General features: G+C 61.6%; 17 protein-coding genes and 1 other RNA gene. 10 read left to right on the top strand and 8 right to left on the bottom strand.

All coding sequences use genetic code 11. The features are described from left to right. Positions 1 to 30 precede the first annotated feature (30 nt). From dnaJ to grpE, 3 genes are all read right to left on the bottom strand, one after another. Complete coding sequence (gene dnaJ / locus P7A97_RS06250) at positions 31 to 1,161, bottom strand: molecular chaperone DnaJ (RefSeq protein ID WP_277689058.1); 1,131 nt, start codon at positions 1,159 to 1,161, stop codon at positions 31 to 33. A 117-nt stretch (positions 1,162 to 1,278) separates the two neighbouring features. After that, on the bottom strand, positions 1,279 to 3,195 hold the full coding sequence (gene dnaK / locus P7A97_RS06245) for a molecular chaperone DnaK (protein ID WP_277689057.1): 1,917 nt from the start codon (positions 3,193 to 3,195) through the stop codon (positions 1,279 to 1,281). A gap of 108 nt (positions 3,196 to 3,303) precedes the next feature. Further along, the gene (grpE, locus tag P7A97_RS06240) at positions 3,304 to 3,897 is read right to left on the bottom strand and encodes a nucleotide exchange factor GrpE (protein ID WP_277689239.1); all 594 of its coding nucleotides are present in this window, start codon (positions 3,895 to 3,897) and stop codon (positions 3,304 to 3,306) included. Positions 3,898 to 4,020: 123 nt separating this feature from the next. Between grpE and recN the strand changes: the two genes are divergently transcribed. Next, positions 4,021 to 5,694: a DNA repair protein RecN gene (recN, locus tag P7A97_RS06235; protein ID WP_277689056.1), complete on the top strand. Its 1,674-nt coding sequence runs from the start codon at positions 4,021 to 4,023 to the stop codon at positions 5,692 to 5,694. A 59-nt stretch (positions 5,695 to 5,753) separates the two neighbouring features. Here the strand turns inward: recN and fur are convergent, their stop codons facing one another. After that, complete coding sequence (gene fur / locus P7A97_RS06230) at positions 5,754 to 6,164, bottom strand: ferric iron uptake transcriptional regulator (RefSeq protein WP_277689055.1); 411 nt, start codon at positions 6,162 to 6,164, stop codon at positions 5,754 to 5,756. 97 nt (positions 6,165 to 6,261) lie between these two features. Between fur and P7A97_RS06225 the strand changes: the two genes are divergently transcribed. Beyond that, a complete protein-coding gene (locus tag P7A97_RS06225) occupies positions 6,262 to 6,777 on the top strand; it encodes an outer membrane protein assembly factor BamE (RefSeq protein ID WP_277689054.1) in 516 nt (171 codons plus the stop codon). A gap of 52 nt (positions 6,778 to 6,829) precedes the next feature. On the opposite strand, the gene P7A97_RS06220 is transcribed toward P7A97_RS06225, so the two are convergent. Together P7A97_RS06220 and P7A97_RS06215 are read right to left on the bottom strand one after the other, a co-directional pair. Beyond that, positions 6,830 to 7,141, bottom strand: coding sequence for an RnfH family protein (locus tag P7A97_RS06220; protein ID WP_277689053.1), 312 nt, complete (start codon positions 7,139 to 7,141; stop codon positions 6,830 to 6,832). Then, complete coding sequence (locus tag P7A97_RS06215; protein WP_277689052.1) at positions 7,134 to 7,568, bottom strand: type II toxin-antitoxin system RatA family toxin; 435 nt, start codon at positions 7,566 to 7,568, stop codon at positions 7,134 to 7,136. Before P7A97_RS06215 ends, P7A97_RS06220 begins: the two co-directional genes overlap by 8 nt. Before the next feature lie 130 nt (positions 7,569 to 7,698). Here P7A97_RS06215 and smpB point away from each other — a divergent pair, with 130 nt between their 5' ends. Beyond that, positions 7,699 to 8,193 (top strand): SsrA-binding protein SmpB, encoded by a 495-nt coding sequence (gene smpB, locus P7A97_RS06210; RefSeq protein ID WP_277689051.1) that lies wholly within the window; start codon positions 7,699 to 7,701, stop codon positions 8,191 to 8,193. Between the two features lie 36 nt (positions 8,194 to 8,229). On the opposite strand, the gene P7A97_RS06205 is transcribed toward smpB, so the two are convergent. Then, complete coding sequence (locus P7A97_RS06205; protein ID WP_277689050.1) at positions 8,230 to 8,994, bottom strand: FCD domain-containing protein; 765 nt, start codon at positions 8,992 to 8,994, stop codon at positions 8,230 to 8,232. Positions 8,995 to 9,267: 273 nt separating this feature from the next. Here P7A97_RS06205 and P7A97_RS06200 point away from each other — a divergent pair, with 273 nt between their 5' ends. From P7A97_RS06200 to P7A97_RS06185, 4 genes are all read left to right on the top strand, one after another. Further along, positions 9,268 to 10,962 carry an L-lactate permease gene (locus tag P7A97_RS06200; RefSeq protein ID WP_277689049.1) on the top strand — a complete coding sequence of 565 codons (1,695 nt, stop codon included), beginning with the start codon at positions 9,268 to 9,270 and terminating at the stop codon, positions 10,960 to 10,962. Positions 10,963 to 11,028: 66 nt separating this feature from the next. Continuing rightward, a complete protein-coding gene (gene lldD, locus P7A97_RS06195; protein WP_277689048.1) occupies positions 11,029 to 12,168 on the top strand; it encodes an FMN-dependent L-lactate dehydrogenase LldD in 1,140 nt (379 codons plus the stop codon). Positions 12,169 to 12,170: 2 nt separating this feature from the next. Continuing rightward, positions 12,171 to 13,883 (top strand): D-lactate dehydrogenase, encoded by a 1,713-nt coding sequence (gene dld, locus P7A97_RS06190; RefSeq protein WP_277689047.1) that lies wholly within the window; start codon positions 12,171 to 12,173, stop codon positions 13,881 to 13,883. A gap of 89 nt (positions 13,884 to 13,972) precedes the next feature. After that, positions 13,973 to 14,233 (top strand): hypothetical protein, encoded by a 261-nt coding sequence (locus P7A97_RS06185; protein WP_277689046.1) that lies wholly within the window; start codon positions 13,973 to 13,975, stop codon positions 14,231 to 14,233. Positions 14,234 to 14,257: 24 nt separating this feature from the next. Here P7A97_RS06185 and P7A97_RS06180 read toward each other — a convergent pair whose 3' ends face one another. After that, positions 14,258 to 17,176 carry an ATP-binding protein gene (locus P7A97_RS06180; protein ID WP_277689045.1) on the bottom strand — a complete coding sequence of 973 codons (2,919 nt, stop codon included), beginning with the start codon at positions 17,174 to 17,176 and terminating at the stop codon, positions 14,258 to 14,260. Positions 17,177 to 17,312: 136 nt separating this feature from the next. Here P7A97_RS06180 and ssrA point away from each other — a divergent pair. The 3 genes from ssrA (at position 17,313) to P7A97_RS06165 (ending at position 21,645) form a co-directional block, all read left to right on the top strand. Further along, positions 17,313 to 17,669, top strand: a transfer-messenger RNA (tmRNA) gene (gene ssrA / locus P7A97_RS06175). Between the two features lie 99 nt (positions 17,670 to 17,768). Then, a complete protein-coding gene (locus P7A97_RS06170) occupies positions 17,769 to 20,216 on the top strand; it encodes a site-specific integrase (protein ID WP_088177167.1) in 2,448 nt (815 codons plus the stop codon). Positions 20,217 to 20,373: 157 nt separating this feature from the next. Continuing rightward, positions 20,374 to 21,645: a tyrosine-type recombinase/integrase gene (locus P7A97_RS06165; RefSeq protein ID WP_088177166.1), complete on the top strand. Its 1,272-nt coding sequence runs from the start codon at positions 20,374 to 20,376 to the stop codon at positions 21,643 to 21,645. Positions 21,646 to 21,699 lie beyond the last annotated feature (54 nt).

The raw sequence follows: 21,699 nt of genomic DNA, 5'->3' as shown, positions 1-21,699 counted from the left end.
CCGACACCCGCTCGGGATGCCGGCTGGCGCTTAGATATCGCCGAAGAAACGCTTCATGCCGTCAAACCAGCCGCTGGCCTTGGGCGAGTGGGAACTGTCGCCTTCCAGCGACTTGCGGAAGTCTTCAAGCAGTTCACGCTGGCGCTTGTTCAGGTTGACCGGCGTTTCCACCGCCACGCGACACATCAGATCGCCCGCACCACCACCTCGCACCGGGGCCACGCCCTTACCGCGCAGGCGGAACAGCTTGCCGGTCTGGGTGCCTTCCGGAATCTTCAGTTTGACCCGGCCATCCAGGGTCGGCACTTCCAGCTCGCCGCCCAGCGCCGCATCGGCGAAGCTGATCGGCACCTCGCAGTACAGGTGCTTGCCGTCACGCTGGAAGATCGCGTGCTCGCGCACGTTGACCACCACATACAGGTCACCCGCCGGCCCGCCATGGGAGCCGGCCTCACCCTCGCCGGACAGGCGAATGCGATCGCCGGTATCGACGCCTGCCGGCACCTTGACCGACAGCGTCTTACTCTCTTCCACACGACCCTGACCGTGACAGCTGCCGCAGGGGTCACTGATCATCTTGCCGCTGCCATGGCAGCGCGGGCAGGTCTGCTGCACCGAGAAGAAGCCCTGCTGCATGCGCACCTGGCCGATGCCACCACAGGTGGTACAGGTCACCGGACTGGTGCCCTTCTTCGCACCCGAGCCATCGCAGGTCTTGCAGCCCACCAGGGTCGGCACGCGAATGGTCACCGTGGTGCCACGCACCGCCTCTTCCAGATCCAGCTCCAGGGTGTAGCGCAGGTCGCTGCCGCGCTGAGCACCGCCACGCGAGCCGCCGCGACCACCGCCCCCAAAGAAGTCACTGAACACATCGCCGAAGATGTCGGAGAAGTTGGCACCACCAAAGCCCGCGCCGCCGCCACCGCCCATCTGCGGATCGACGCCGGCATGACCGTACTGGTCATAGGCCGAACGCTTGCCTGCGTCGGACAGAATCTCGTAAGCCTCGTTGGCTTCCTTGAATTTCTCTTCCGCCGCCTTGTCGTCCGGATTGCGGTCCGGGTGGTACTTCATCGCCAGGCGACGGTAAGCCTTTTTCAGCTCCGCTTCGCTGGCGCCGCGCTCCACACCGAGCACTTCGTAATAGTCACGTTTGGCCATAAATCCTCAACACCTCAATTTGGTCGCTCCAGACACGCCAACGCGGGAGCAAGCCCCCGCGTGGTCGAGCGGCCGACCGAATGACGCCGGCCGGCAGAACACAGCAAGCCCCAGGACTTACTTGTTGTCCTTGACCTCTTCGAACTCGGCGTCGACCACGTCGTCAGCGGCATCCTTGGCAGCCTCGGCGCCCTGGGCTTCGGCGCCCGGCTGCGGCTGCTCGGCGTACATCTTCTGCGCCAGCGGCGTGGTGGCCTCGGACAGCGCGTTGATCTTGGCTTCGATCTCAGCCTTGTCGTCGCCCTTGAGCGCGGTTTCCAGATCGCCGATGGCTTTCTCGATCGCCGCCTTCTCCTCGGCAGTAGCCTTATCGCCCGCCTCAGTGATCATCTTGCGAGTGGCGTGGACCAGACCGTCGCCCTGGTTGCGCACGGCAGCCAGCTCTTCGAACTTGCGGTCTTCCTCGGCGTTGGCCTCGGCGTCACGCACCATACGCTCGATTTCTTCATCAGACAGACCAGAGTTGGCCTTGATCACGATGGACTGCTGCTTGCCGGTGGCCTTGTCCTTGGCGGACACGTGCAGGATGCCGTTGGCGTCGATGTCGAAGGTCACCTCGATCTGCGGCACACCACGCGGAGCCGGCGGGATCTCGGCCAAGTCGAACTTGCCCAGCGACTTGTTCTGCACGGCCTGCTTGCGCTCGCCCTGCAGCACGTGAATGGTCACGGCGCTCTGGTTATCGTCTGCAGTGGAGAACACCTGCGACTTCTTGGTCGGGATGGTGGTGTTCTTCTCGATCAGCGCGGTCATCACACCGCCCATGGTTTCGATACCCAGGGTCAGCGGGGACACGTCGAGCAGCAGCACGTCTTTCACGTCACCTGCCAACACCGCACCCTGGATCGCAGCACCCATGGCCACGGCTTCGTCCGGATTGACGTCCTTGCGCGCTTCCTTGCCGAAGAAGTCAGCAACAGCTTTCTGCACCAGCGGCATGCGGGTCTGACCACCGACCAGAATCACGTCGTTGATCGAACCGACGTCGATACCGGCGTCTTTGAGCGCGATACGGCACGGCTCGATGGTGCGCTGCACCAGGTCTTCAACCAGGGCTTCGAGCTTGGAACGGGAGATCTTCACGTTCAGGTGCTTCGGACCACTGGCGTCGGCAGTGATGTACGGCAGGTTGACGTCGGTCGACTGGCTGGAGGACAGCTCGATCTTGGCTTTCTCGGCGGCTTCCTTCAGGCGCTGCATGGCCAGCGGGTCACCCTTGAGGTTCATGCCGGTTTCTTTCTTGAACTCGTCGACGAGGTAGTCAATCAGACGGATGTCGAAGTCTTCACCGCCGAGGAAGGTGTCGCCGTTGGTGGCCAGCACTTCGAACTGGTGCTCGCCGTCAACTTCGGCAATCTCGATCACCGACACGTCGAAAGTGCCGCCACCCAGGTCATAGACGATCACGGTGTGGTCGCCCTTGGCCTTGTCCATGCCATAAGCCAGTGCGGCAGCAGTCGGCTCGTTGATGATGCGCTTGACGTCCAGACCGGCGATCCGGCCGGCGTCCTTGGTGGCCTGACGCTGGCTGTCGTTGAAGTAGGCCGGAACGGTGATCACCGCCTCGGTCACCGGCTCGCCCAGGTAGTCCTCGGCGGTCTTCTTCATCTTCTTCAGAACTTCGGCGCTGATCTGCGGCGGGGCCATTTTCTGGCCGTTGACCTCCACCCAGGCGTCACCGTTGTCGGCCTTGGCAATCTTGTACGGCACCATCTGAATATCTTTCTGTACCACGTCTTCTTCGAAGCGACGACCGATCAGACGCTTCACCGCGTACAGAGTGTTGTGCGGATTGGTCACTGCCTGACGCTTGGCCGACTGGCCAACCAGGATTTCGCCATCATTGGCGTAGGCGATGATGGACGGGGTGGTACGAGCGCCTTCGGCGTTCTCGATGACCTTGACGTTGCCGTTTTCCAGAATGGAGACGCAGGAGTTGGTGGTCCCCAGGTCGATACCGATGATTTTGCCCATGTTCAATCTCTCCGAAACTTGTCTTTAACCTTGAGTCCGCCGCGGTTTATTCACGCGGCGTCAGCTACTGAATCGCTTGCACTGTAGATGGGGGCGTTACCGACGATTTCAAGCCTGCTCGTCGATGGACGGTGGCGGCGTGGTCGGCGCCTTACTGACCACGACCATGGCCGGGCGCAGCAGACGGCCATTGAGCAGGTAGCCCTTCTGGAACACCTTGAGCACGGTGTTCGGCTCGGCATGAATGCTTTCTTCCATCGCCATGGCCTGGTGATGCTCCGGATTGAACGGCGCGCCGTGCGGATCGACCGCCTCCAACTGGTAACGCTTGAGAGTGTCGATGAACAGCTTGAGGGTCAGCTCCATGCCTTCACGCATCGCCTTGCTCGCCTCATCGGCCGCACTGGTCAGCTCCAGGCCACGCTCCAGGCTGTCGACCACCGGCAGCAAGTCATTGGCGAACTTTTCCAAGGCAAACTTGTGCGCCTTCTCCACATCCTGCTCTGCGCGACGGCGCACGTTCTGCAGGTCGGCAGCCATGCGCAGGGACTGATCCTGAGCGGCAGCCAACTGCTCTTCGAGGCTCTGCACACGAGCGCCCAGATCGGTCTCGGCGTTCGCCTCAGGGGCCAGGTTGTCTTCGGCTTGCGCCGTGTCCAGGGTCTGTTCGTCTGCCATTGGGTCCTCCTGTGAATGCGACAGCGGGTCATGGCCCGCGCTTCTGGCCTCCTATATGGGGCTCATCCGCAGGGTTTCAAGGGTTATTGCCGCCGACGAACAAAACACTGTATAAATACCCAGCACACACTTCTGGGAGCGCTTACCATGCTGGTGCACCTGTCGGTCAACAACTACGCCATCGTCGAACACCTGGATCTGGAATTGCAGCGCGGCATGAGCGTGATCACCGGCGAAACCGGCGCCGGCAAGTCAATCATGCTCGACGCCCTCGGCCTGGCCCTGGGTGACCGCGCCGATAGTGGCGTGGTGCGCCCGGGCGCGGACAAGGCCGACATTCTCGCCAGCTTCGACCTGAGCGACATCGACGAGGCGCGCACCTGGCTCGCCGAGCGCGACCTGGACAACGACGGCCCGTGCATTCTGCGCCGCGTCATCACCAGCGAAGGCCGCTCGCGCGGCTATATCAACGGTACGCCCTGCCCACTGGGCGACCTCAAGGCTCTCGGCGAGCTGCTGATCGACATCCACAGCCAGCACGAGCATCAATCGCTGCTCAAACCCGACACTCATCGCCGCCTGCTCGACGAGTACGCCGGTAGCCAGGAACTGGCGCGCCAGGTGCAACTGGCCGCCCAGCGCTGGCGCCAGACCCGCCAGGAGCTGCAGCGCCTGTCTTCCAGCGGTGATGAACAACGCGCTCGCCACCAACTGCTCAGCTATCAGCTGGAAGAGCTGGACAACCTCGCCCTGGGCGACAACGAGCTGGAACAATTGGAGCAGGAACACAAGACCCTGAGCAGCGCCGAACAACTGCTCGGCGCCTGTCGCCAGGTGCTCGACCTGTGCAGCGAAAGTGATGCAGGCAATGTGCTCTCAGCCCTCACCGCCAGCCTCAATCGCCTCACAGCCTTCAACAACCAGCCAGGCGCCTTGAGCGAAGCCACCAGCCTGCTGGCCAGCGCACAGATCCAGGTCGAGGAGGCAGTCGGCGAACTCAATCGTTTCATCGATCACTTCGACGCTGATCCGCAGCGTCAGCAATGGCTGGAAGAACGCCTCGACGCCATCTACAGCCTGGCGCGCAAACATCGCGTACAACCCTTCGAGCTGACTGAACTGCAGCAGCGTCTACTGGAGGAACTGGAAAGCCTGAATGCCGACGACGAGGCCGTGGAGCGGCTCGGCGAGGAGCTGGCCTCCTACGCTCGCCACTACCAGGAAAAGGCCAGCGAGCTGAGCGCCCTGCGCCAGCAGGCAGCGAACCGTCTGGCCGATGCCGTGCAGGTTGAGATGCAGACCCTGGGCATGCCCGGCGGCCGTTTCAGCATCGAACTGCAGGCAGCAGACAGCGAAGAGCCGCAACCCCATGGCCTGGAACAGGTGGAGTTCCTGGTCAGCGCCAACCCCGGCCAACCGCTGAAATCCCTGGCCAAGGTAGCCTCGGGTGGCGAGCTGTCACGCATCAGCCTGGCCATCCAGGTGATTACCGCACAGACCTCGCGGGTGCCGACTCTGGTGTTCGACGAAGTCGACGTCGGCATCGGCGGGCCGACTGCGGAAGTGGTCGGCCAGCTACTGCGTCGTCTCGGCGAGCGTGGCCAGGTACTGACCGTCACCCACCTGCCGCAGGTGGCGGCCCAGGGGCACAACCACCTGTTCGTACACAAGCAGCGCGGTAGCAGCGAAACCCGCACCGCCGTGGCCAGCCTGGATACCGCCCAGCGCGTCGAGGAAGTGGCGCGCATGCTGGGTGGCGTCGACCTCACCGAGGAGTCGCTGCAACACGCGCGCAAGATGGTCACCAGCGCTCAGGCTTGAAGCCAGGGCCAATAAAAAAGGCGCCTTTCAAGGCGCCTTTTTTGCCAGGTAATCCGCGCTTATTTCTTCTTGCGCACGTAGAGCACCAGATTGTGATCGACCAGCTCGTAGCCGTGCTGCTTGACGATGTCCTTCTGCAGCTTCTCGATCTCCGGATCGAAGAACTCGATCACCTCGCCGCTATCCACGCAAACCATATGGTCGTGGTGGCCGCCGTCGGCCAGCTCAAAGACGGCGTGACCGCCATCGAAATTGTGCCGCTCGACCAGGCCAGCTGCCTCGAACTGGGTCAGTACACGGTAGACGGTGGCCAGCCCCACGTCCTCACCCGCCTCCATCAAGGCCTTGTAGACATCTTCAGCACTCATGTGACGCTGGCCGGATACGGCCGAATCGAGCATCTGGAGAATTTTCACGCGCGGCAGAGTGACCTTGAGGCCGGCTTTGCGCAGTTCGTTGTTTTCAACCATGGTCAGCTTTCTCGTGGCTGCTGCTTTCGCAGCTCCCGTTTATACGGGTATGATCGGGGTTTATTTGCCCAGCCAAGATAGTGGAAGTCACCCACCGATGCAAAACACCAAGCTCCTGCTGCCCAGCCTCACTCTCGTGGGTCTGCTCGCACTCGCCGGCTGTTCGTTTCCCGGGGTTTACAAAATCGACATCCAGCAGGGCAATGTCGTAACGCAAGACATGATAGACCAGCTGAAGCCCGGAATGACCCAGAGTCAGGTGCGCTTCATCATGGGCAACCCGCTGATTACCGACACCTTCCACGCCAAGCGCTGGGACTACCTGTACAGCACCCAGCCAGGCGGACGTCAGCGCTATCAGGAACGTATCGCGCTGATGTTCGACAGCAATGATCAGCTGATCGGCCTGGCCGGCGACTTCATGCCAGGCGTGAGCCGCGACCAGGAAATCCTCGGCGAAGATACCGGCAGCGCAGTCACCGCACCGCAGGTGCAGGAAGTGGAAGAACCGGCCAAGCCAGGCTCGCTGCTGGAACAGATTCAGCAGGAAGTCGACGCCGCAGAGCCTGTAGCCGTACCGATTCCAGAGCCGCTGGATCCACAGCCCCAGTAAAAGATGCACAAAAAACCCGGCCAACGCCGGGTTTTTCATTTACGGCTAACGCTCACTCATCTGCCTTGGCCTGCGCCGCCCTCGCGGCACGCTGCTTGCGCACTTCCTTGGGATCGGCAATCAACGGGCGGTAGATCTCAACCCGCTCCCCCTCCTCCAATACACGCTCATCCGGTTTGGCCACGGCCTTGCCGAAAATACCCAACGGCGCCGTGTGCAGGTCCAAACCGGGAAAATGTGCATCCAGCCCGGAGCGCAGGGCCGCCTCTCGCACCGTGGTACCCACCGGCACACTGAGACTCAGCAACTTTTGCTTGTCAGCGAGAGCGTAAACCACCTCGATGACGATATTGGCTTTATCCATAGAGTTGCTTGGCTCTCTGGCAAAAGGCATCAACCATGGTATTCGCCGCCTGGGTGAACAGCGGACCGAGCGTCGCCCGCACCAACGAGCCCGCGTAATCGAACGTCAGATCGAGACTGATCTTGCAGGCCTTGTCGCCCAGAGCTTTGAACTCCCAGACGCCCTGCAACTGACTGAAGGGCCCCTCTTCCAACTGCATCTCGATGCTCTGTCCGGGTAACAGCTGATTGCGCGTCACAAACCGCTGGCTGATATTGCCCTTGGCCACCGTCAGACTGGCACGCATATGCGCTTCGCTCACCTCCAGCACCTCGGAAGCCGCGCACCAGGGCAGAAACTGCGGGTAGCTGGCCACATCGTTGACCAGATCATAGAGAGCCTGCGCCGGATAGGGCAGCAGCGCCGAGCGTTGAATTCGCGTGCTCATCAGCCTTCATTTCCACAACTGCAGCGCCGCCCAGGCAGGCGCAAATAAGCGCGCATTGTGCGGAATTCGACCTGCCCCCTCAAGCGCAGCTGTCGCCAGCGCCGTGGCGACTCCCTATAATGCGCGCCCTATGGCCAAACAGAAGAAACATCCCTCCGGGACCATCGCGCTGAATAAAAAGGCGCTGCACGACTATTTCATCGAGCACAAGTTCGAGGCTGGCCTCGTCCTGGCTGGCTGGGAAGTGAAAAGCCTGCGCGCCGGCAAGGCGCAGCTGGTCGACAGCTACATCCTGCTCAAGGATGACGAAGCCTGGCTGATGGGCTGTCATATCACCCCGCTGACCACCGCCAGCACCCATGTGATCGCCGACCCGACCCGCACCCGCAAGCTGCTGCTGAACAAGCGCGAGCTGGACAAGCTGTTCGGCTCCGTACAGCAAAAGGGCTACACCTGCGTGGCGCTGTCGATCTACTGGAAGGCGCACCTGATCAAGTGCGAGATCGCCCTGGCCAAGGGCAAGAAGGACTTCGACAAACGCCACACCGAGAAGGAGCGTGACGCCGACCGCGAGGTTCAGCGCGCCATGCGTACCAAGGTCAAGGGCAGTCGCGACGACGATTGACAGCAAGGGCGCCAAGGCGCCCTTTCTTCTGCCTGGTCAGATGCCGCGGCGCTGGGCACGTGCCAGGCGTTTGACCTCCTGCTGCCCCTCTTCCAGCACCTCGCGCACATAATCGATATGCCGACTGGAGCGTTCGCGCGCCTCCTCAGCCCGGCCTTCGACAATGGCCTCGAACAACTCTCTATGCTGCTCGCGCAGACGCTCACGCGTCTCGCCACGCTGCAGATACATGCCGCCAATATTGGTCACCACGTTGTGCTTGAGCAGATCAAACAGACCACGGATGGTGTGCAGCAACACGGCGTTGTGGCTGGCCTCGGCAATTGCCAGATGGAAACGCGCATCCGCCGCCCCCTCCTCGGCGCGAGTCGCCTTGCTGCCCTCGGCGTAGCAGGCCTGCAAGGCGTCGTAGGCAGCGCGCAGACGCTGGTGATCGACCGGCGTAGCACGCTGCGCCGCATAGTAGGCGCAGGAGCCTTCCAGGGTATGGCGGAACTCCAGCAGGTCGCGCTGGGCATCGGGATTGTCTTCCAGCAGTTGCAGTAGCGGATCGCTGAAGGTCGAGCCCAGCTGTGCCGCCACATAGTTGCCGCCACCCTGCCGGCTGACCAACAGGCCGCGCGCCACCAACTTCTGGATCGCCTCACGCAGTGACGGCCGCGAGACGCCGAACTGCTCGGCCAACTGGCGCTCCGCCGGCAACCGTTCGCCCGCCTTGAGCGTGCCCTCGAGGATCATCGCCTCCAGTTGGCTGACGATATCGTCCGACAAGCGGCGCTGCCGCACCTGCCCCACTTCCATAACCCGCTCCACTGCCTATTACCCGGCGCCAGGCCGGTGTTTCCGGCAAGCCTATCCGCCACCCAGCAAGCCCAGCAAGCCGATGCCCTGCGACCAAAGTCGAAGGCGTGAAAATTGACAGGCGACAAGGCCGACTTTTACCCTGAGCCCGACACTTTGTAAATTGGTATTACCAATTAATCAAAGCGCGACCAACAAATCCAACAAGCGCCGAGGTATCTCCCATGTCCCATTCACTGCCGCGCCTGGCGCGCCACTGATCGGAGTCATCCCATGTCTTCCGGACTGCTCGCCCTGCTGGCGTTCTCGCCCATCCTACTCGCCGCCATCCTGCTGATCGGCCTGCGCTGGCCCGCCAAGCGCGCCATGCCGCTGGTCTACCTGCTCACTGCCGGCATTGCCCTGACGGTGTGGGACATGAGTTTCAACCGCGTACTCGCCTCGACCCTGCAGGGCCTGATCATCACCGGCGGTGTGCTGTGGATCATCTTCGGCGCCATCCTGCTGCTGAACACCCTCAAGCACTCCGGCGGCATCACCGCAATTCGTGCCGGCTTTACCACCATCAGCCCGGACCGGCGCATTCAGGCGCTGATCATCGCCTGGCTGTTCGGCTGCTTCATCGAAGGAGCCTCGGGCTTTGGCACACCGGCCGCCATCGCTGCTCCGCTGCTGGTCGCCATCGGCTTCCCGGCGCTGGCCGCGGTCATGCTCGGCATGATGGTGCAGAGCACCCCGGTGTCCTTCGGCGCGGTCGGCACGCCGATCATCGTCGGCGTCAACAGCGGCCTGGACAGCGCCGGTATCGGCAGCCAGCTCGCGGCCCACGGCTCCAGCTGGGAAGCCTACCTGCAGCTGATCACCAGTGAAGTGGCGATCATCCACGCCACCGTCGGCACCCTGATGCCGCTGCTGATGGTGCTGATGCTGACGCGCTTCTTCGGCCGCGAGAAAAGCTGGAAAGCCGGTTTCGAAGTGCTGCCCTTCGCCATCTTCGCTGGCCTGGCCTTTACCCTGCCCTACGCTGCCACCGGCGTGCTGCTTGGCCCGGAGTTCCCCTCCCTGCTCGGCGGCCTGATCGGTCTGGCCATCGTCACCACGGCGGCGCGCTTCGGCTTCCTGGTGCCGAAGAAGACCTGGGACTTTGCCCCGGCCAGCGAGTGGCCGAGCGAGTGGCTGGGTAGCGTGGAAATGAAGCTGGACAGCCTCACCGCCCACCCGATGAGCACCCTGCGTGCCTGGCTGCCCTACGTAATGGTTGGCGCCCTGCTGGTGATCAGCCGCGTATTCCCCGACATCGGCGCCGCGCTGAAGTCGGTGGTGCTGGTGTTCCCGGACATCCTCGGCGAGGCCGGCATCAAGGCCGATTTCATGCCGCTGTACCTGCCGGGTGGCATTCTGGTCGCCGTGGTCATCGCCACCTTCTTCCTGCACGGCATGAAGGCCCGCGAGATGGTTGCCGCCGTCAAGGAGTCCTCCAGCGTGCTGCTCGGCGCCGGCTTCGTGTTGCTGTTCACCGTGCCGATGGTGCGCATCCTGATCAACTCCGGGGTCAACGCCGCCGAGCTGGCCAGCATGCCGATCAGCATGGCGCGCTACGTCGCCGACAGCGTCGGCAGCGTCTACCCGCTGCTGGCACCGAGCGTCGGTGCACTGGGCGCCTTCATCGCCGGCTCCAACACGGTAAGCAACATGATGCTCAGCCAGTTCCAGTTCGGCGTGGCGCACAACCTGGGCATCTCCACCGCGCTGATCGTCGCCGTACAGGCCATCGGCGCCGCCGCCGGCAATATGGTGGCGATCCACAACGTAGTGGCCGCCTCCGCCACGGTCGGCCTGCTCGGGCGCGAAGGCAGCACCCTGCGTAAGACGGTGTGGCCGACCCTGTACTACGTGCTCTTTACTGGAGTGATCGCTCTGCTGGCGATTCATGTCTTCGGTATCAGCGACCCACTGCAAGGGGTCTGAATAGCAGCCTGACCATGCCCTGCCCGCGCAGGGCATGGTCGTAACAGACTTCACGGAAATCTGCCCATGATCATCTCTGCCTCCACCGACTATCGAGCCGCCGCCCAGCGCAAGCTGCCGCCCTTCCTGTTCCACTACATCGATGGCGGCGCCTACGCCGAGCACACGCTGAAGCGCAACGTCGCCGACCTGGCCGACATCGCCCTGCGCCAGCGCGTACTGCGCAACATGGCCGAGCTGAGCCTAGAAACCGAGCTGTTCGGCGAGAAGCTGGCCATGCCGGTGGCCCTGGCGCCTGTCGGTCTGACCGGCATGTACGCGCGCCGCGGTGAAGTGCAGGCGGCCAAGGCGGCAGCGGCCAAGGGCATTCCCTTCACCCTGTCCACCGTCTCGGTCTGCCCGATCGAGGAAGTGGCGCCGGCCATCGACCGCCCGATGTGGTTCCAGCTGTATGTGCTGAAAGATCGCGGCTTCATGCGCAACGCCCTGGAGCGGGCCAAGGCCGCCGGCGTCACCACCCTGGTGTTCACCGTCGACATGCCAGTGCCCGGCGCCCGTTATCGCGACGCCCACTCCGGCATGAGCGGCCCCAACGCGCCGCTACGCCGCGTGCTGCAGGCCATGACTCACCCGGCCTGGGCCTGGGACGTCGGCCTGCTGGGCAAGCCGCACGACCTGGGCAATATCTCCACCTACCGTGGCAACCCCACCGGTCTGGCCGACTACATCGGCTGGCTGGGCGCCAACTTCGACCCGTCCATCTCCTGGAAAGACCTGGAGTGGATTCGCGAATTCTGGGACGGCCCGATGGTGATCAAGGGCATCCTCGACCCGGAAGATGCCCGCGACGCAGTGACCTTCGGCGCCGACGGCATCGTGGTGTCCAACCACGGCGGCCGCCAGCTCGACGGCGTGCTGTCCAGCGCCCGCGCCCTGCCGGCGATTGCCGACGCGGTGAAGGGTGACCTGAAGATCCTGGTCGACTCCGGCATCCGCACCGGTCTCGACGTGGTGCGCATGCTCGCCCTCGGCGCCGACTGCGTCATGCTCGGCCGCGCCTTCGTCTACGCCCTGGCCGCCGCCGGCGGTGCCGGCGTGAGCAACCTGCTGGAGCTGTTCGACAAGGAAATGCGCGTCGCCATGACCCTGACCGGCGCCAAATCCATCAGCGAAATCAGCCGCGATTCGCTGGTCAAGGAGTTCTGAGTATGACCGCTGTCAGCCGCGAAACCCTGCTCGCCCAACTGCACGACGCCGTGGGCGCCGACCACGTCCTCACCGACGAGCAGAGCACCCGGCGCTTCCGCAAGGGCCATCGCTGTGGCGAAGGCGGCGTGCTGGCCGTGGTTCGCCCCGGCACCCTGCTGGAACAGTGGCGCGTGCTGCAGGCCGCCGTGGCGGCTGACCGCATCGTCATCATGCAGGCGGCCAACACCGGCCTGACCGGTGGTTCGACCCCGGACGGCGACGACTATGACCGCGAGATCGTGCTGGTCAGCACCCTGCGCATCACCGGCGTTCAGCTGATCAACGATGGCCAGCAGGTGGTCTGCCTGCCCGGCGCCACCCTCGACCGCCTGGAGCAGGCCCTGGCCCCGCTGGGCCGCGAGCCCCATTCAGTTATCGGCTCATCCTGCATTGGCGCCTCGGTGCTCGGCGGGGTGTGCAACAACTCCGGCGGCGCCCTGGTACGCCGCGGCCCTGCCTACACCGAGCTGGCGCTGTACGCGCAGGTCAAGGCCGACGGCTCGCTGGAGCTAGTCAACCACCTCGGCATCGAGCTGGGTAACAGCCCCGAGGAAATCCTCACCCGCCTGCAAAAGGGCGATTACAGCCCGCAGCAGATTCGCAACGACGATATCGGCAAGGCCTCGGACGAGCGCTACGGCGAGCACGTGCGCGATGTCGACGCCGACACCCCGGCGCGCTTCAACGCCGACCCTTCGCGCCTGTTCGAGGCCTCCGGCTCAGCCGGCAAGCTGTGCCTGTTCGCCGTGCGCCTGGACACCTACGCCAAAGAAGCCAGCTCGGTGTTCTATATCGGCAGCAACGACCCGCACGATCTCACCGAAGTACGTCGCCACCTGCTCGCCCATCTACCGCGCCTGCCGATCGCCGGCGAGTATATCCACCGTACGGCCTTCGACATCGGCGAAAAATACGGCAAGGACACCTTCCTGCTGATCGACACCTTCGGCACGGCCAAGGTGCCCGCCGCCTTCGCCATGAAGAGCCGGGTCGACGGTTTCTTCGAGCGCCTCGGCCTGCGCGGCGTGACCGACCGGATACTGCAGCCCCTGATGAACCTGCTGCCCAGCCATCTGCCCAAGCGCATGCGCGACTACCGCGACCGCTACGAGCATCACCTGCTGGTGCGGGTTTCCGATGACACCAAGGAGGCGACCCGCGCCTTCCTCGCCGACTACTTCGGCCAGCACAGCAGCGGCGCCTTCTTCGAGTGTGATGCCGAGGAAGGACGCAAGGCCTTCCTGCACCGTTTCGCCATCGCCGGCGCGGCGATTCGTTATCGCGAGGTGCACCAAAGCAGCGTGGAAGATATCGTGCCGCTGGACATCGCCCTGCGCCGCAACGACCGCGACTGGGTGGAGGTGCTACCGACCGAGATGGAGGAGCAGATCCTCCACAAGCTCTACTACGGGCACTTCTTCTGCCACGTGTTCCACCAGGACTACATCATCAGGAAGGGGGTCGACCCGCTGGCCATGGAACACCGCATGTGGGCCCTGCTCGACGAGCGCCGCGCCGAATACCCGGCCGAGCACAATGTCGGCCACCTCTACGTGGCCAAGCCCGCGCTGGCCGGCTTCTACCGCGAGCTGGACCCGAGCAACACGCTCAACCCCGGCATCGGCCATACCTCGAAGAAGAAGCACTGGGCAGACTGCTGCGACGGGCACTGAATCGATAGTCGGCTCGCTCGTCAGGCTGACCGACTCCCTGCGCCGGGCTTTCTATACTCAAACCTCCAGCCCTGCTCAGGAGGTGCACCATGCGTCGGATATCCCAACTGCTCGCGCTCGGCCTGCTCGGCGCCGGCCTGTTCAGCGGCAATCTCTGGGCCATGCACTGCCCACAGGATATGGCCCAGATCGATCAATTGCTCAAGAGCGATCCGCCAGCCGACCCAGAAGTTCTGGCCGAAGTACAGCGCCTGCGCGCAGAGGGCGAGGAGCTGCACAAAGCCGGCGACCACAGCGAGTCGGTCAAGGTGCTCAATGAGGCGCTAAATTTGCTGCAAGCCAGCGAATAAGAACTGGGACGCCACTGCGAGCCCCTAAGCCTTATGCCCCAGCAACGACAGCGCCATGCTGCGCAGTTGCTGCAGATCCACAGGCTTCAGCAGGCTGGCCGCAGCGCCCATGGCACGGGCCTCGGCCAAAAGCTCCTCGTCCGCTGCGGCACTGACCACCAGCACAGGCACATCAGCGAGGTGCGGCTTGCTGCGCATCAACTCCAGCACTTCCAGGCCACTGCCATCGGGCAGGTCAATATCCAGCAATACCAGCGCTGGCGTCAGCTCTGCCAGGTACAGCATGGCTCGGCGCACTGAAGGCACGCCCTCGACTCGCGCAATGTCGCGCAAACCTTCCTGAAGCACACGCATGCAGGCAGGGTGATCCTCCACGCACAGCACCGGAAGCAACGCCTCCGGCGATCGCTGCATCTGTTGCGCGGCAGCTTCAGCTACCGCTTCTGGCTCCGCGGCACTGGGCAACTCGATCCAGAAACGGCTGCCCAAACCCACATCACTGGCAAAGCCCATCTCCCCGCCCATCAACTCCGCCAGTTCGCGGCACAGCACCAAACCGATACCCGTACCAGGAATATTCGAGTTTTCCCGCCCCAGCCGCTGGAAGGGCTGGAACAGACTCTGCTGCTGCTCTGCGGTCAATCCCGAACCACTGTCCTCGACCCATAGCCGCACACCGCCGGGGCGCACCTCGTACCCCATGCGAATCAGCCCTTGCGGACTGTTGTACTTGATGGCGTTGGACAGCAGATTGAGCATCACCTGACGTAAGCGCCGCGGATCAGCCAGCACGAACAGCGGAGCACTGGCTTCATCCTGTACCTGTAATTGCAGGCACCGCTGTTGCACCTCGGGCTGCACCAACTCGGCACACCCCCGAAGCAGGGGGCCGATATCGATGGCCTGCAGTTGCAACTGCTGCTGGCGACTCTCAATGCTGGAGAGGTCGAGAATATCGTCGACCAGCGACGTCAGGTGCCGGCTGGCCACGACAATTTCACGGGCGTACTCGGCCTCCTGCTCACGTCCGGCCTGGTCCTGTGCCTCAAGCTCGATCAACTGGGCAAAACCGTGGATAGCGTTGAGCGGCGTGCGCAACTCATGACTCATGCTCGAGAGGAAACGGCTCTTCGCCTGACTGGCCGCCTGCGCCTCCAGGCTCGCCCGGCGCAGCTCATCCTGCACCTGCTTGAGCCGGGAGATGTCCACATGAGTGCCGGCCGCGCGCACGGCGCGCCCTTCGCGATCACGCTCGATGACCTTGCCGCGACTGAGCAGCCAGCTGTAATGCCCCTGAGCATCGGCATAGCGATACTCAGCCTCGAAGAAATCCACCTGGCTTTCTTCAGCCATGCTCAGGCGCAGATGACGCACGCGCGGCAGATCATCGGGATGTACGCGCTGGTTGAACTCGGCGAACGGCAGATTACTGTCACGCAAACCAAAACGCCGAACGAAACGTTCGCTGATACGAATGCTCAAGCTCGCCGCATCGACTTCCCAGAGGCTCTCGGTGGTGCTCTCCAGCACCAACTCCAGAGTACGCTGCACCGACTCTCGGCCCTGCTCGCTGAGTTGCAGCTGCTGCCCCGCGTGCTGCACTTCTTCCGCCATCTCCGCCAGCTCACGGATGTTGGTTGGCGGAGGTAGAGGCTGACGTTCGCCAGCCCCCAGGCTGCGCATCATTCCGACTATGCCGGTAATTGGCTCAGCCAGCTGATCGCTCAGACGCCGCGAACGCAGCCACATCCAGCTGCCGAACAGCAGGTAAAAGAACACCAGACCGGCAATCAGCAAATAACCAATGGCCTGGTACTGCTCAGCCAGGCCATTGGTTTCACGAAAGATATTCGCCTCATCCACGACCATCAGCAGGCGCCAGTGAGTTTGCGGCACCTCACTCCAGGCCATCAGCTGACTGCGCCCGCCAAGCTGCACCTCCTGCACGCCATGACGCTGCTCAGCCATGGAGGCCAGCAATGACTGCAGCCCCGGCTGACGATCCAGCTTGAAATCAGCCGGTTTCAGTACCTCGCGGCGCACCGCTTCGGCATAGGAGTAATCGGTCAGCTCGCGCAAACCGAAGTCGCGTTCGCCCGCCTCAGGCAACGCCATGATCTCGTTGTCACTGCCCACCAGCAGCGCATAACCCTGCCAGGGGACCTGCAGGTTACCGATCTTGCTGAGCATCTGGCCGACGGTCACATCTAGACCGACCACGCCCTCGAGCTTGTCGTCACGGTAAACCGGAGCAATAGCCGACAACATCCAGCCCAGGCCGGCCGGGTCGAGATAGACCTCGGTCCACACTGTCCCGCGGCTCGGGTTGTGCTTGGCGTCAGCCAGGTAATAGAAGTTGTACTGCGGGATGACCATGTCATGCGGGTACTGCTGCAGCACATCGAAATAGGGATAGATGCGGTTGTAGCTGTCCCAACTGTTGAAGTAGACCGCCGCCACTAGCGGATCGGCTTGCTGGAGCGAGCGCATCAGTGGATCGAGGCGCGACAGGCGCAGCGCCTTCTCCCGATCCTGCTGCTCGACGGGCGTACTAGCCGCATAAAAGGAAGCCGCTCGGCCATCATCACTGCGGCTGTAGAAAACGCCATCAGGGGTGCTGGCATGGCGCATGCGTTCGAGTTCGTCCGGCTGAAAGCGACGATCCTGCAAAGCCTCGGCGACCGCATCACGATAAATACCGACTTGAGCTTCGATGGCGCGCAACCGCTCATCGATCACCTGTCCCTCGCGGCGTACCGCTCGATCCAGATCCTGCAGCGCACTGCTCTGCAAATAGCCTATCTGCGTCTCACGGATGGACTCGTTGGTGTAGAGGTAGACACCGATCAGCACGGACTCCACCAGCACCAGGGGAATCAATGCACTCTGCAAAAAGGCTCGCCAGATCCAGCGACGCAAAGGCTTGAGCGATGCAAGCGGCATCCAGCGCTCCTCGAAATCCAATCTGAAGAGAATGGCACATGGCCTGAGATAGGCCAGCCATTGTACGGGCATTGTCGCGGTCGACGCAGGGGAACCTTTGCCGTAAACTCCGCCTCAAACCTCGCAAGAGCGTTCTGGGGCCGATTAGGATTCGACGCCGGTAGCAAAACTTGAGGGGCATGCCGAGTAGGTGACAGTTCTCGTAAATCCGCTGCCACAACTTCATAGTTGCCAACGACGACAACTACGCTCTGGCCGCCTAAGGGCGCCAGCAGACCCTAGGGGATGCCTGTAAACCCGAAGATTTGGTCTGTCAGATAGAACAGGATCGCCGCCAAGCTCGCTGCAGGTGTAACGGCTAAAACTTATGCAGCTCGCTCCAAGCACCCTGCCACTCGGGCGGCGCGGAGTTAACTCAGTAGAGATGGCTAAGCATGTAGAACCGATAGTGGAGAGCTGGCGGACGGGGGTTCAAATCCCCCCGGCTCCACCAAATGAGGCCTGAAACCCGTCTAAAACGCGGGTTTCAGGCACGATTTGATGGCACTGGATTTCACACAGTCCAACTGTGAATCCAAATAGGTACGCCATCATGTCCAAGCGTCAAAGCAAAACCGGTGTTCAGCACCTTGTCTATCAGGCCAAAACTGGCTTTCAGTTTTACTACACCTTCCCAAGCGATATCGGCTCCCAACCCCAGCTGCCTGCACAAATTCGCTGGTCGCTGGGCCACGACGAAGCCCTCGCACGCGACCTTGCCAAGCACCTGAATGCACGCATTCAGGATTTGCTGAAACGCCTCAGGATCCCATTCAAAGAGTTCAGCCCAGAATTCATTCTGAGCAACCTGGAGCTCTTACAGGCTGAAGTCAGGCGCTTTGTCGACACCTCGCTGAACATTTGGGGCCTGCGCCCATCACCCGCCAAGCTCGCAAACACCGACCTGAGCGCCGGCCATGCACGCCTTATGGAGGAATGCAAAGAGCATCCCGTACTCTTCTGCAACGAACCGGGAGGCGAGATCTACTTTGCCCTGCATCCAAGCGAAGCACTGCGCAAAGCCCTCAAATTCGGCTTTACCCGCTTCGATTGGCCCCTGGGCACTAATGACCCAGAAGTAGCCAATGCCGCCGCTGTTTACATCTACAGCGCCATCACCGTGCTGGAGACTACTCCAATGTCCCGGAATATTTTGAAGTCCGGGCATCCACTGATCACGATGCTCTCGTTCTACGAATACCTGTGCTTTGCCCGCCCAGACCAGGGCCGCAATCTGCTGCATATTCCAACCGGACTGCCACAGTCCGCGCACAGCGTGATGTTTCACCTCAGCCGGATTGCGAAAAAGGTCGACCACCTGGCCCTCTGCCAGAACTTTCAGACTCTTCAAGAGGAAAGCGGGCTCTATACCGTTTTGATACCCCTCGACGATCCGCGCCTTAAAGGGAGCCCCAATCGCCCGAAGAAGATGCGCATCGAGCTACTCACCAGCTCACCAATCCTTGCATCAATCCTGCTGCACTTCAGCCTGGTACAGATCGACAAGACTCTGCTGAGTTGCTTCATCGAAGCCCCGTCATCAGACGCCTATGAACGCGCCCGGCAGGAGATTCAGGATCTAATCCGGCGCATGCTTGGCCCAATTCCGCCTGCCGAACCAATGCCCTCGCTGCCGGACATGAACGCAGCAAACGACACAGCGACACCACCCCAAGATGCAGGTACCCAAGCGCTACTCAATGCACTGAGCAGCACCTTGCCACCCGAGCAGGGAGCCAAGCTGAAAGCACTGTTTGAGGTCCCCGCATCGAATGAATGCCTGATTCAACCTCCAACCACTAGCGAACCAACCCTCTATTTCGGCACCCTCATCCGCGAGTTCGAAGAGCGGCAAGTGCGCGAAGGAGCCTGGCAGAACCCGCGCACGCGCATCACCATGCATGCACGCTTGGAGGGACTAGCCGAACTGATCGGCGGTCATCGCCCAATCCAGACGCTGACCCGAGCAGACTTCAATGCACTGCGAGATCAGTTGCGCAGCTACCCCAAAAATCGCCACCGCCTGCGTGCCACCCGCTATCAACCCTTAAGCAAGATTATTCAGAGCGGCAAGTACGAGCCCATCAACGCGCGCACTGCGAAAAAGTTTTTCGAGCTAGCCCGCGCCCTCATCCGCTACGCTCACGATCAGGGGTATTTGAATGAAAACCTGGCCGCAGGACTGACGTTCAGCACCAAAGGTGCCCCCTCTCCGCGCAAACGCACTTACACCCCTGGACAGATTGAGCAACTGCTTCGCGGCCCGGCCTACACGCTGAAAGCGCCGCCTCGCTGGCGCCTGGATGACTATCGTTTCTGGCTGCCGCTTCTCGGACTCTACAGCGGCGCACGACTGAGCGAGTTGTGCCAGCTTCGGCTTGGTGATATTCGCGAAGAGCTTGGCGTGTGGGTGATCAGCATCAGTAGCTCCGGCGCAAGACAGCTGAAAACCGTTGATTCGGAGCGCCTCGTGCCGCTGCACAAAGCGATTCTCGAAGCCGGATTCCTGGAATTTCATCAACAGCGCCTGCACGCGACAGGCGGCGACCCGTCAGCAGCTCTTTTTGAAAATCTCCGCACCTACGGAGACCTTTCCCCAGGCCACACTGCCAGCCGGTGGTACCGCGGCTCAGACAAAGATGACAAAGGCTATTTGGGACAGTGCGGGCTGGGCGATGACGAACTCACCTTTCACGGCCTGCGACACACCTTCATCAACCAGTTTCGCCGACAGAAGCTGGACTTGCTGATCGGCAAGGCATTGGTCGGCCATGCCGACCGCAGCACCACCGGTGGTTACGGCGATTGCTACCCGAGCTACGTGCTGAAAGAGGAGCTCGACAAGATCAACTTTGAAGCCTCGACTGCACACATCCACTACAGCCACTACCGTGCGCTGCAGGTCGAGCAGGGAGTCTTCCGCGTTGGCCGCCCCGCCGGCAGCAGCATAGCCGCCAACAGGCCCGCAAAACGTCACTGGCGATCCCGCACCAACCGATAGCGGAACTGGTGCGGGGAGATAACTCTCCCCGCACCCCAAAAAAATCTATTGACAAACTGTCAATGCAGGTAAATAATTAAAGTAATTTGCCAAATTCATGTTTACTGGTTGCACATCCAGTGGTATTGTGGTGCCTCAATTAACCAGAGAGGCACTTATGAATGCACTAACCCCCTCCCTCATCTCCGTCCCAGTCACACACGGCCTAACGCTTTCTTTGGCCGCTGGTCACGACCCAAAAATATTGGAAGTGGCCATGCCTCACCTCGCCAAGATTTCTGAATCGATTTATCGGCACCACAACTCGCCGCTGCTGTCCGAGTTCATGGACAACGTGCTGAATCGCTTCCTTCGGCAGAATCCTCGCAACGCAAAATCGGCATACCAACTCAGAGCCAGGATGGCCAAAATCAAGGCCGTGCTTACTCAAGATGATCCCTTGCGCCGAGTAGCCAGCCTTAGCAATCGCGATATCCAAACGCTAAAGGATGATCTCCCAAAGCTGCTCAGAAAGAACAACACATCTAGCAGCCAGGGCGATAACCTCCAAGCCTACTACCGGCTGTTTAATCGCATGCTGGATCAAGCAGCCAATGACCATTGGGTTGATGAAGACCTCAAGATCAAAGGCTGCCAGACCACCAAATCGAAGATAACCAAGTCATTCTTGGACTCCAATCTGGTCAGCCTCTTCAATAGCTGGCCGTATCAGGCATATGCAGCAGACACCCCCAGGGATCAAGTGCGTCGGGATGCTCACAGCTACTGTTTCTGGCTAATGCCGCTTGGGCTCTTCACCGGAGCCAGACTCAACGAGCTCTGCCAGCTACGCGTTCACGACGTGTTTCATGACGCGCATGGCGTGCCCCTTATCAGCATCAACGACAACGGCTTCAAAAAGTCGCTGAAAAATGAGCAATCAAGGCGCGAGATCCCGATTTGTTCGAAGCTGATCGCAATGGGTTTTCTGGACTTCGTGGAGGAGCGTCGTCAGGCCGAAGGCCCTGATGCTTTGCTGTTTTCAGAGCTGCACTTTGACGAAAAACACCTTTATTCACGTGCTGCGAGCCGGTTCTTCTGCGGCCCCGTGACTGGAGCCGGCTTCATCGGGCAGCACTGTCCAGTGGCACTGAGTGGTGGCTTTAATTTTAAAAGCTTTCGACGCACTTTCGCGGTACAGCTCCAGAAGTCCGGCGTGCCAGCAACCGTTATTGCACACCTGCTGGGTCATGACAGCGACATGCTCGAAGTCACCCGCGAGCACTACCTCGATAAGCCGCAGTCAGTGTTTTTGCTGGATACCTTGGAGCGATCTCTGAGCTACAACCTGCCCCTAGGGGCCATAAACTGGCAACACTTCAAAAATTTGATGAGCAGCCAGGCAGGACGCAGCAAGCGAGGTCGGAAAGCCAAGAAAACGCTGCACTAGCCCCTTCATAACAGAAGGGAACCATCATCAGTTGGAGATGATGCGATGAAGGAT

The organism is Pseudomonas sp. GOM6 (assembly GCF_029537485.1).
GTDB lineage: Bacteria > Pseudomonadota > Gammaproteobacteria > Pseudomonadales > Pseudomonadaceae > Aquipseudomonas.
The sequence above is the reverse complement of the archived record's forward strand: the minus strand, read 5'-3'. Positions and strand labels throughout refer to the sequence as shown.

Bases quoted from the DNA above. Each gene is read 5' to 3' on its own strand.
- lldD (WP_277689048.1), top strand. From the start codon at position 11,029: ATGATCATCTCTGCCTCCACCGACTATCGAGCCGCCGCCCAGCGCAAG.
- P7A97_RS06205 (WP_277689050.1), bottom strand. From the start codon at position 8,994: ATGGAAGTGGGGCAGGTGCGGCAGCGCCGCTTGTCGGACGATATCGTC.
- P7A97_RS06185 (WP_277689046.1), top strand. From the start codon at position 13,973: ATGCGTCGGATATCCCAACTGCTCGCGCTCGGCCTGCTCGGCGCCGGC.
- dnaK (WP_277689057.1), bottom strand. From the start codon at position 3,195: ATGGGCAAAATCATCGGTATCGACCTGGGGACCACCAACTCCTGCGTC.
- P7A97_RS06165 (WP_088177166.1), top strand. From the start codon at position 20,374: ATGAATGCACTAACCCCCTCCCTCATCTCCGTCCCAGTCACACACGGC.
- P7A97_RS06180 (WP_277689045.1), bottom strand. From the start codon at position 17,176: ATGCCGCTTGCATCGCTCAAGCCTTTGCGTCGCTGGATCTGGCGAGCC.
- dnaJ (WP_277689058.1), bottom strand. From the start codon at position 1,161: ATGGCCAAACGTGACTATTACGAAGTGCTCGGTGTGGAGCGCGGCGCC.
- P7A97_RS06170 (WP_088177167.1), top strand. From the start codon at position 17,769: ATGTCCAAGCGTCAAAGCAAAACCGGTGTTCAGCACCTTGTCTATCAG.
- P7A97_RS06200 (WP_277689049.1), top strand. From the start codon at position 9,268: ATGTCTTCCGGACTGCTCGCCCTGCTGGCGTTCTCGCCCATCCTACTC.
- recN (WP_277689056.1), top strand. From the start codon at position 4,021: ATGCTGGTGCACCTGTCGGTCAACAACTACGCCATCGTCGAACACCTG.
- fur (WP_277689055.1), bottom strand. From the start codon at position 6,164: ATGGTTGAAAACAACGAACTGCGCAAAGCCGGCCTCAAGGTCACTCTG.
- dld (WP_277689047.1), top strand. From the start codon at position 12,171: ATGACCGCTGTCAGCCGCGAAACCCTGCTCGCCCAACTGCACGACGCC.
- smpB (WP_277689051.1), top strand. From the start codon at position 7,699: ATGGCCAAACAGAAGAAACATCCCTCCGGGACCATCGCGCTGAATAAA.
- P7A97_RS06225 (WP_277689054.1), top strand. From the start codon at position 6,262: ATGCAAAACACCAAGCTCCTGCTGCCCAGCCTCACTCTCGTGGGTCTG.
- P7A97_RS06215 (WP_277689052.1), bottom strand. From the start codon at position 7,568: ATGAGCACGCGAATTCAACGCTCGGCGCTGCTGCCCTATCCGGCGCAG.
- P7A97_RS06220 (WP_277689053.1), bottom strand. From the start codon at position 7,141: ATGGATAAAGCCAATATCGTCATCGAGGTGGTTTACGCTCTCGCTGAC.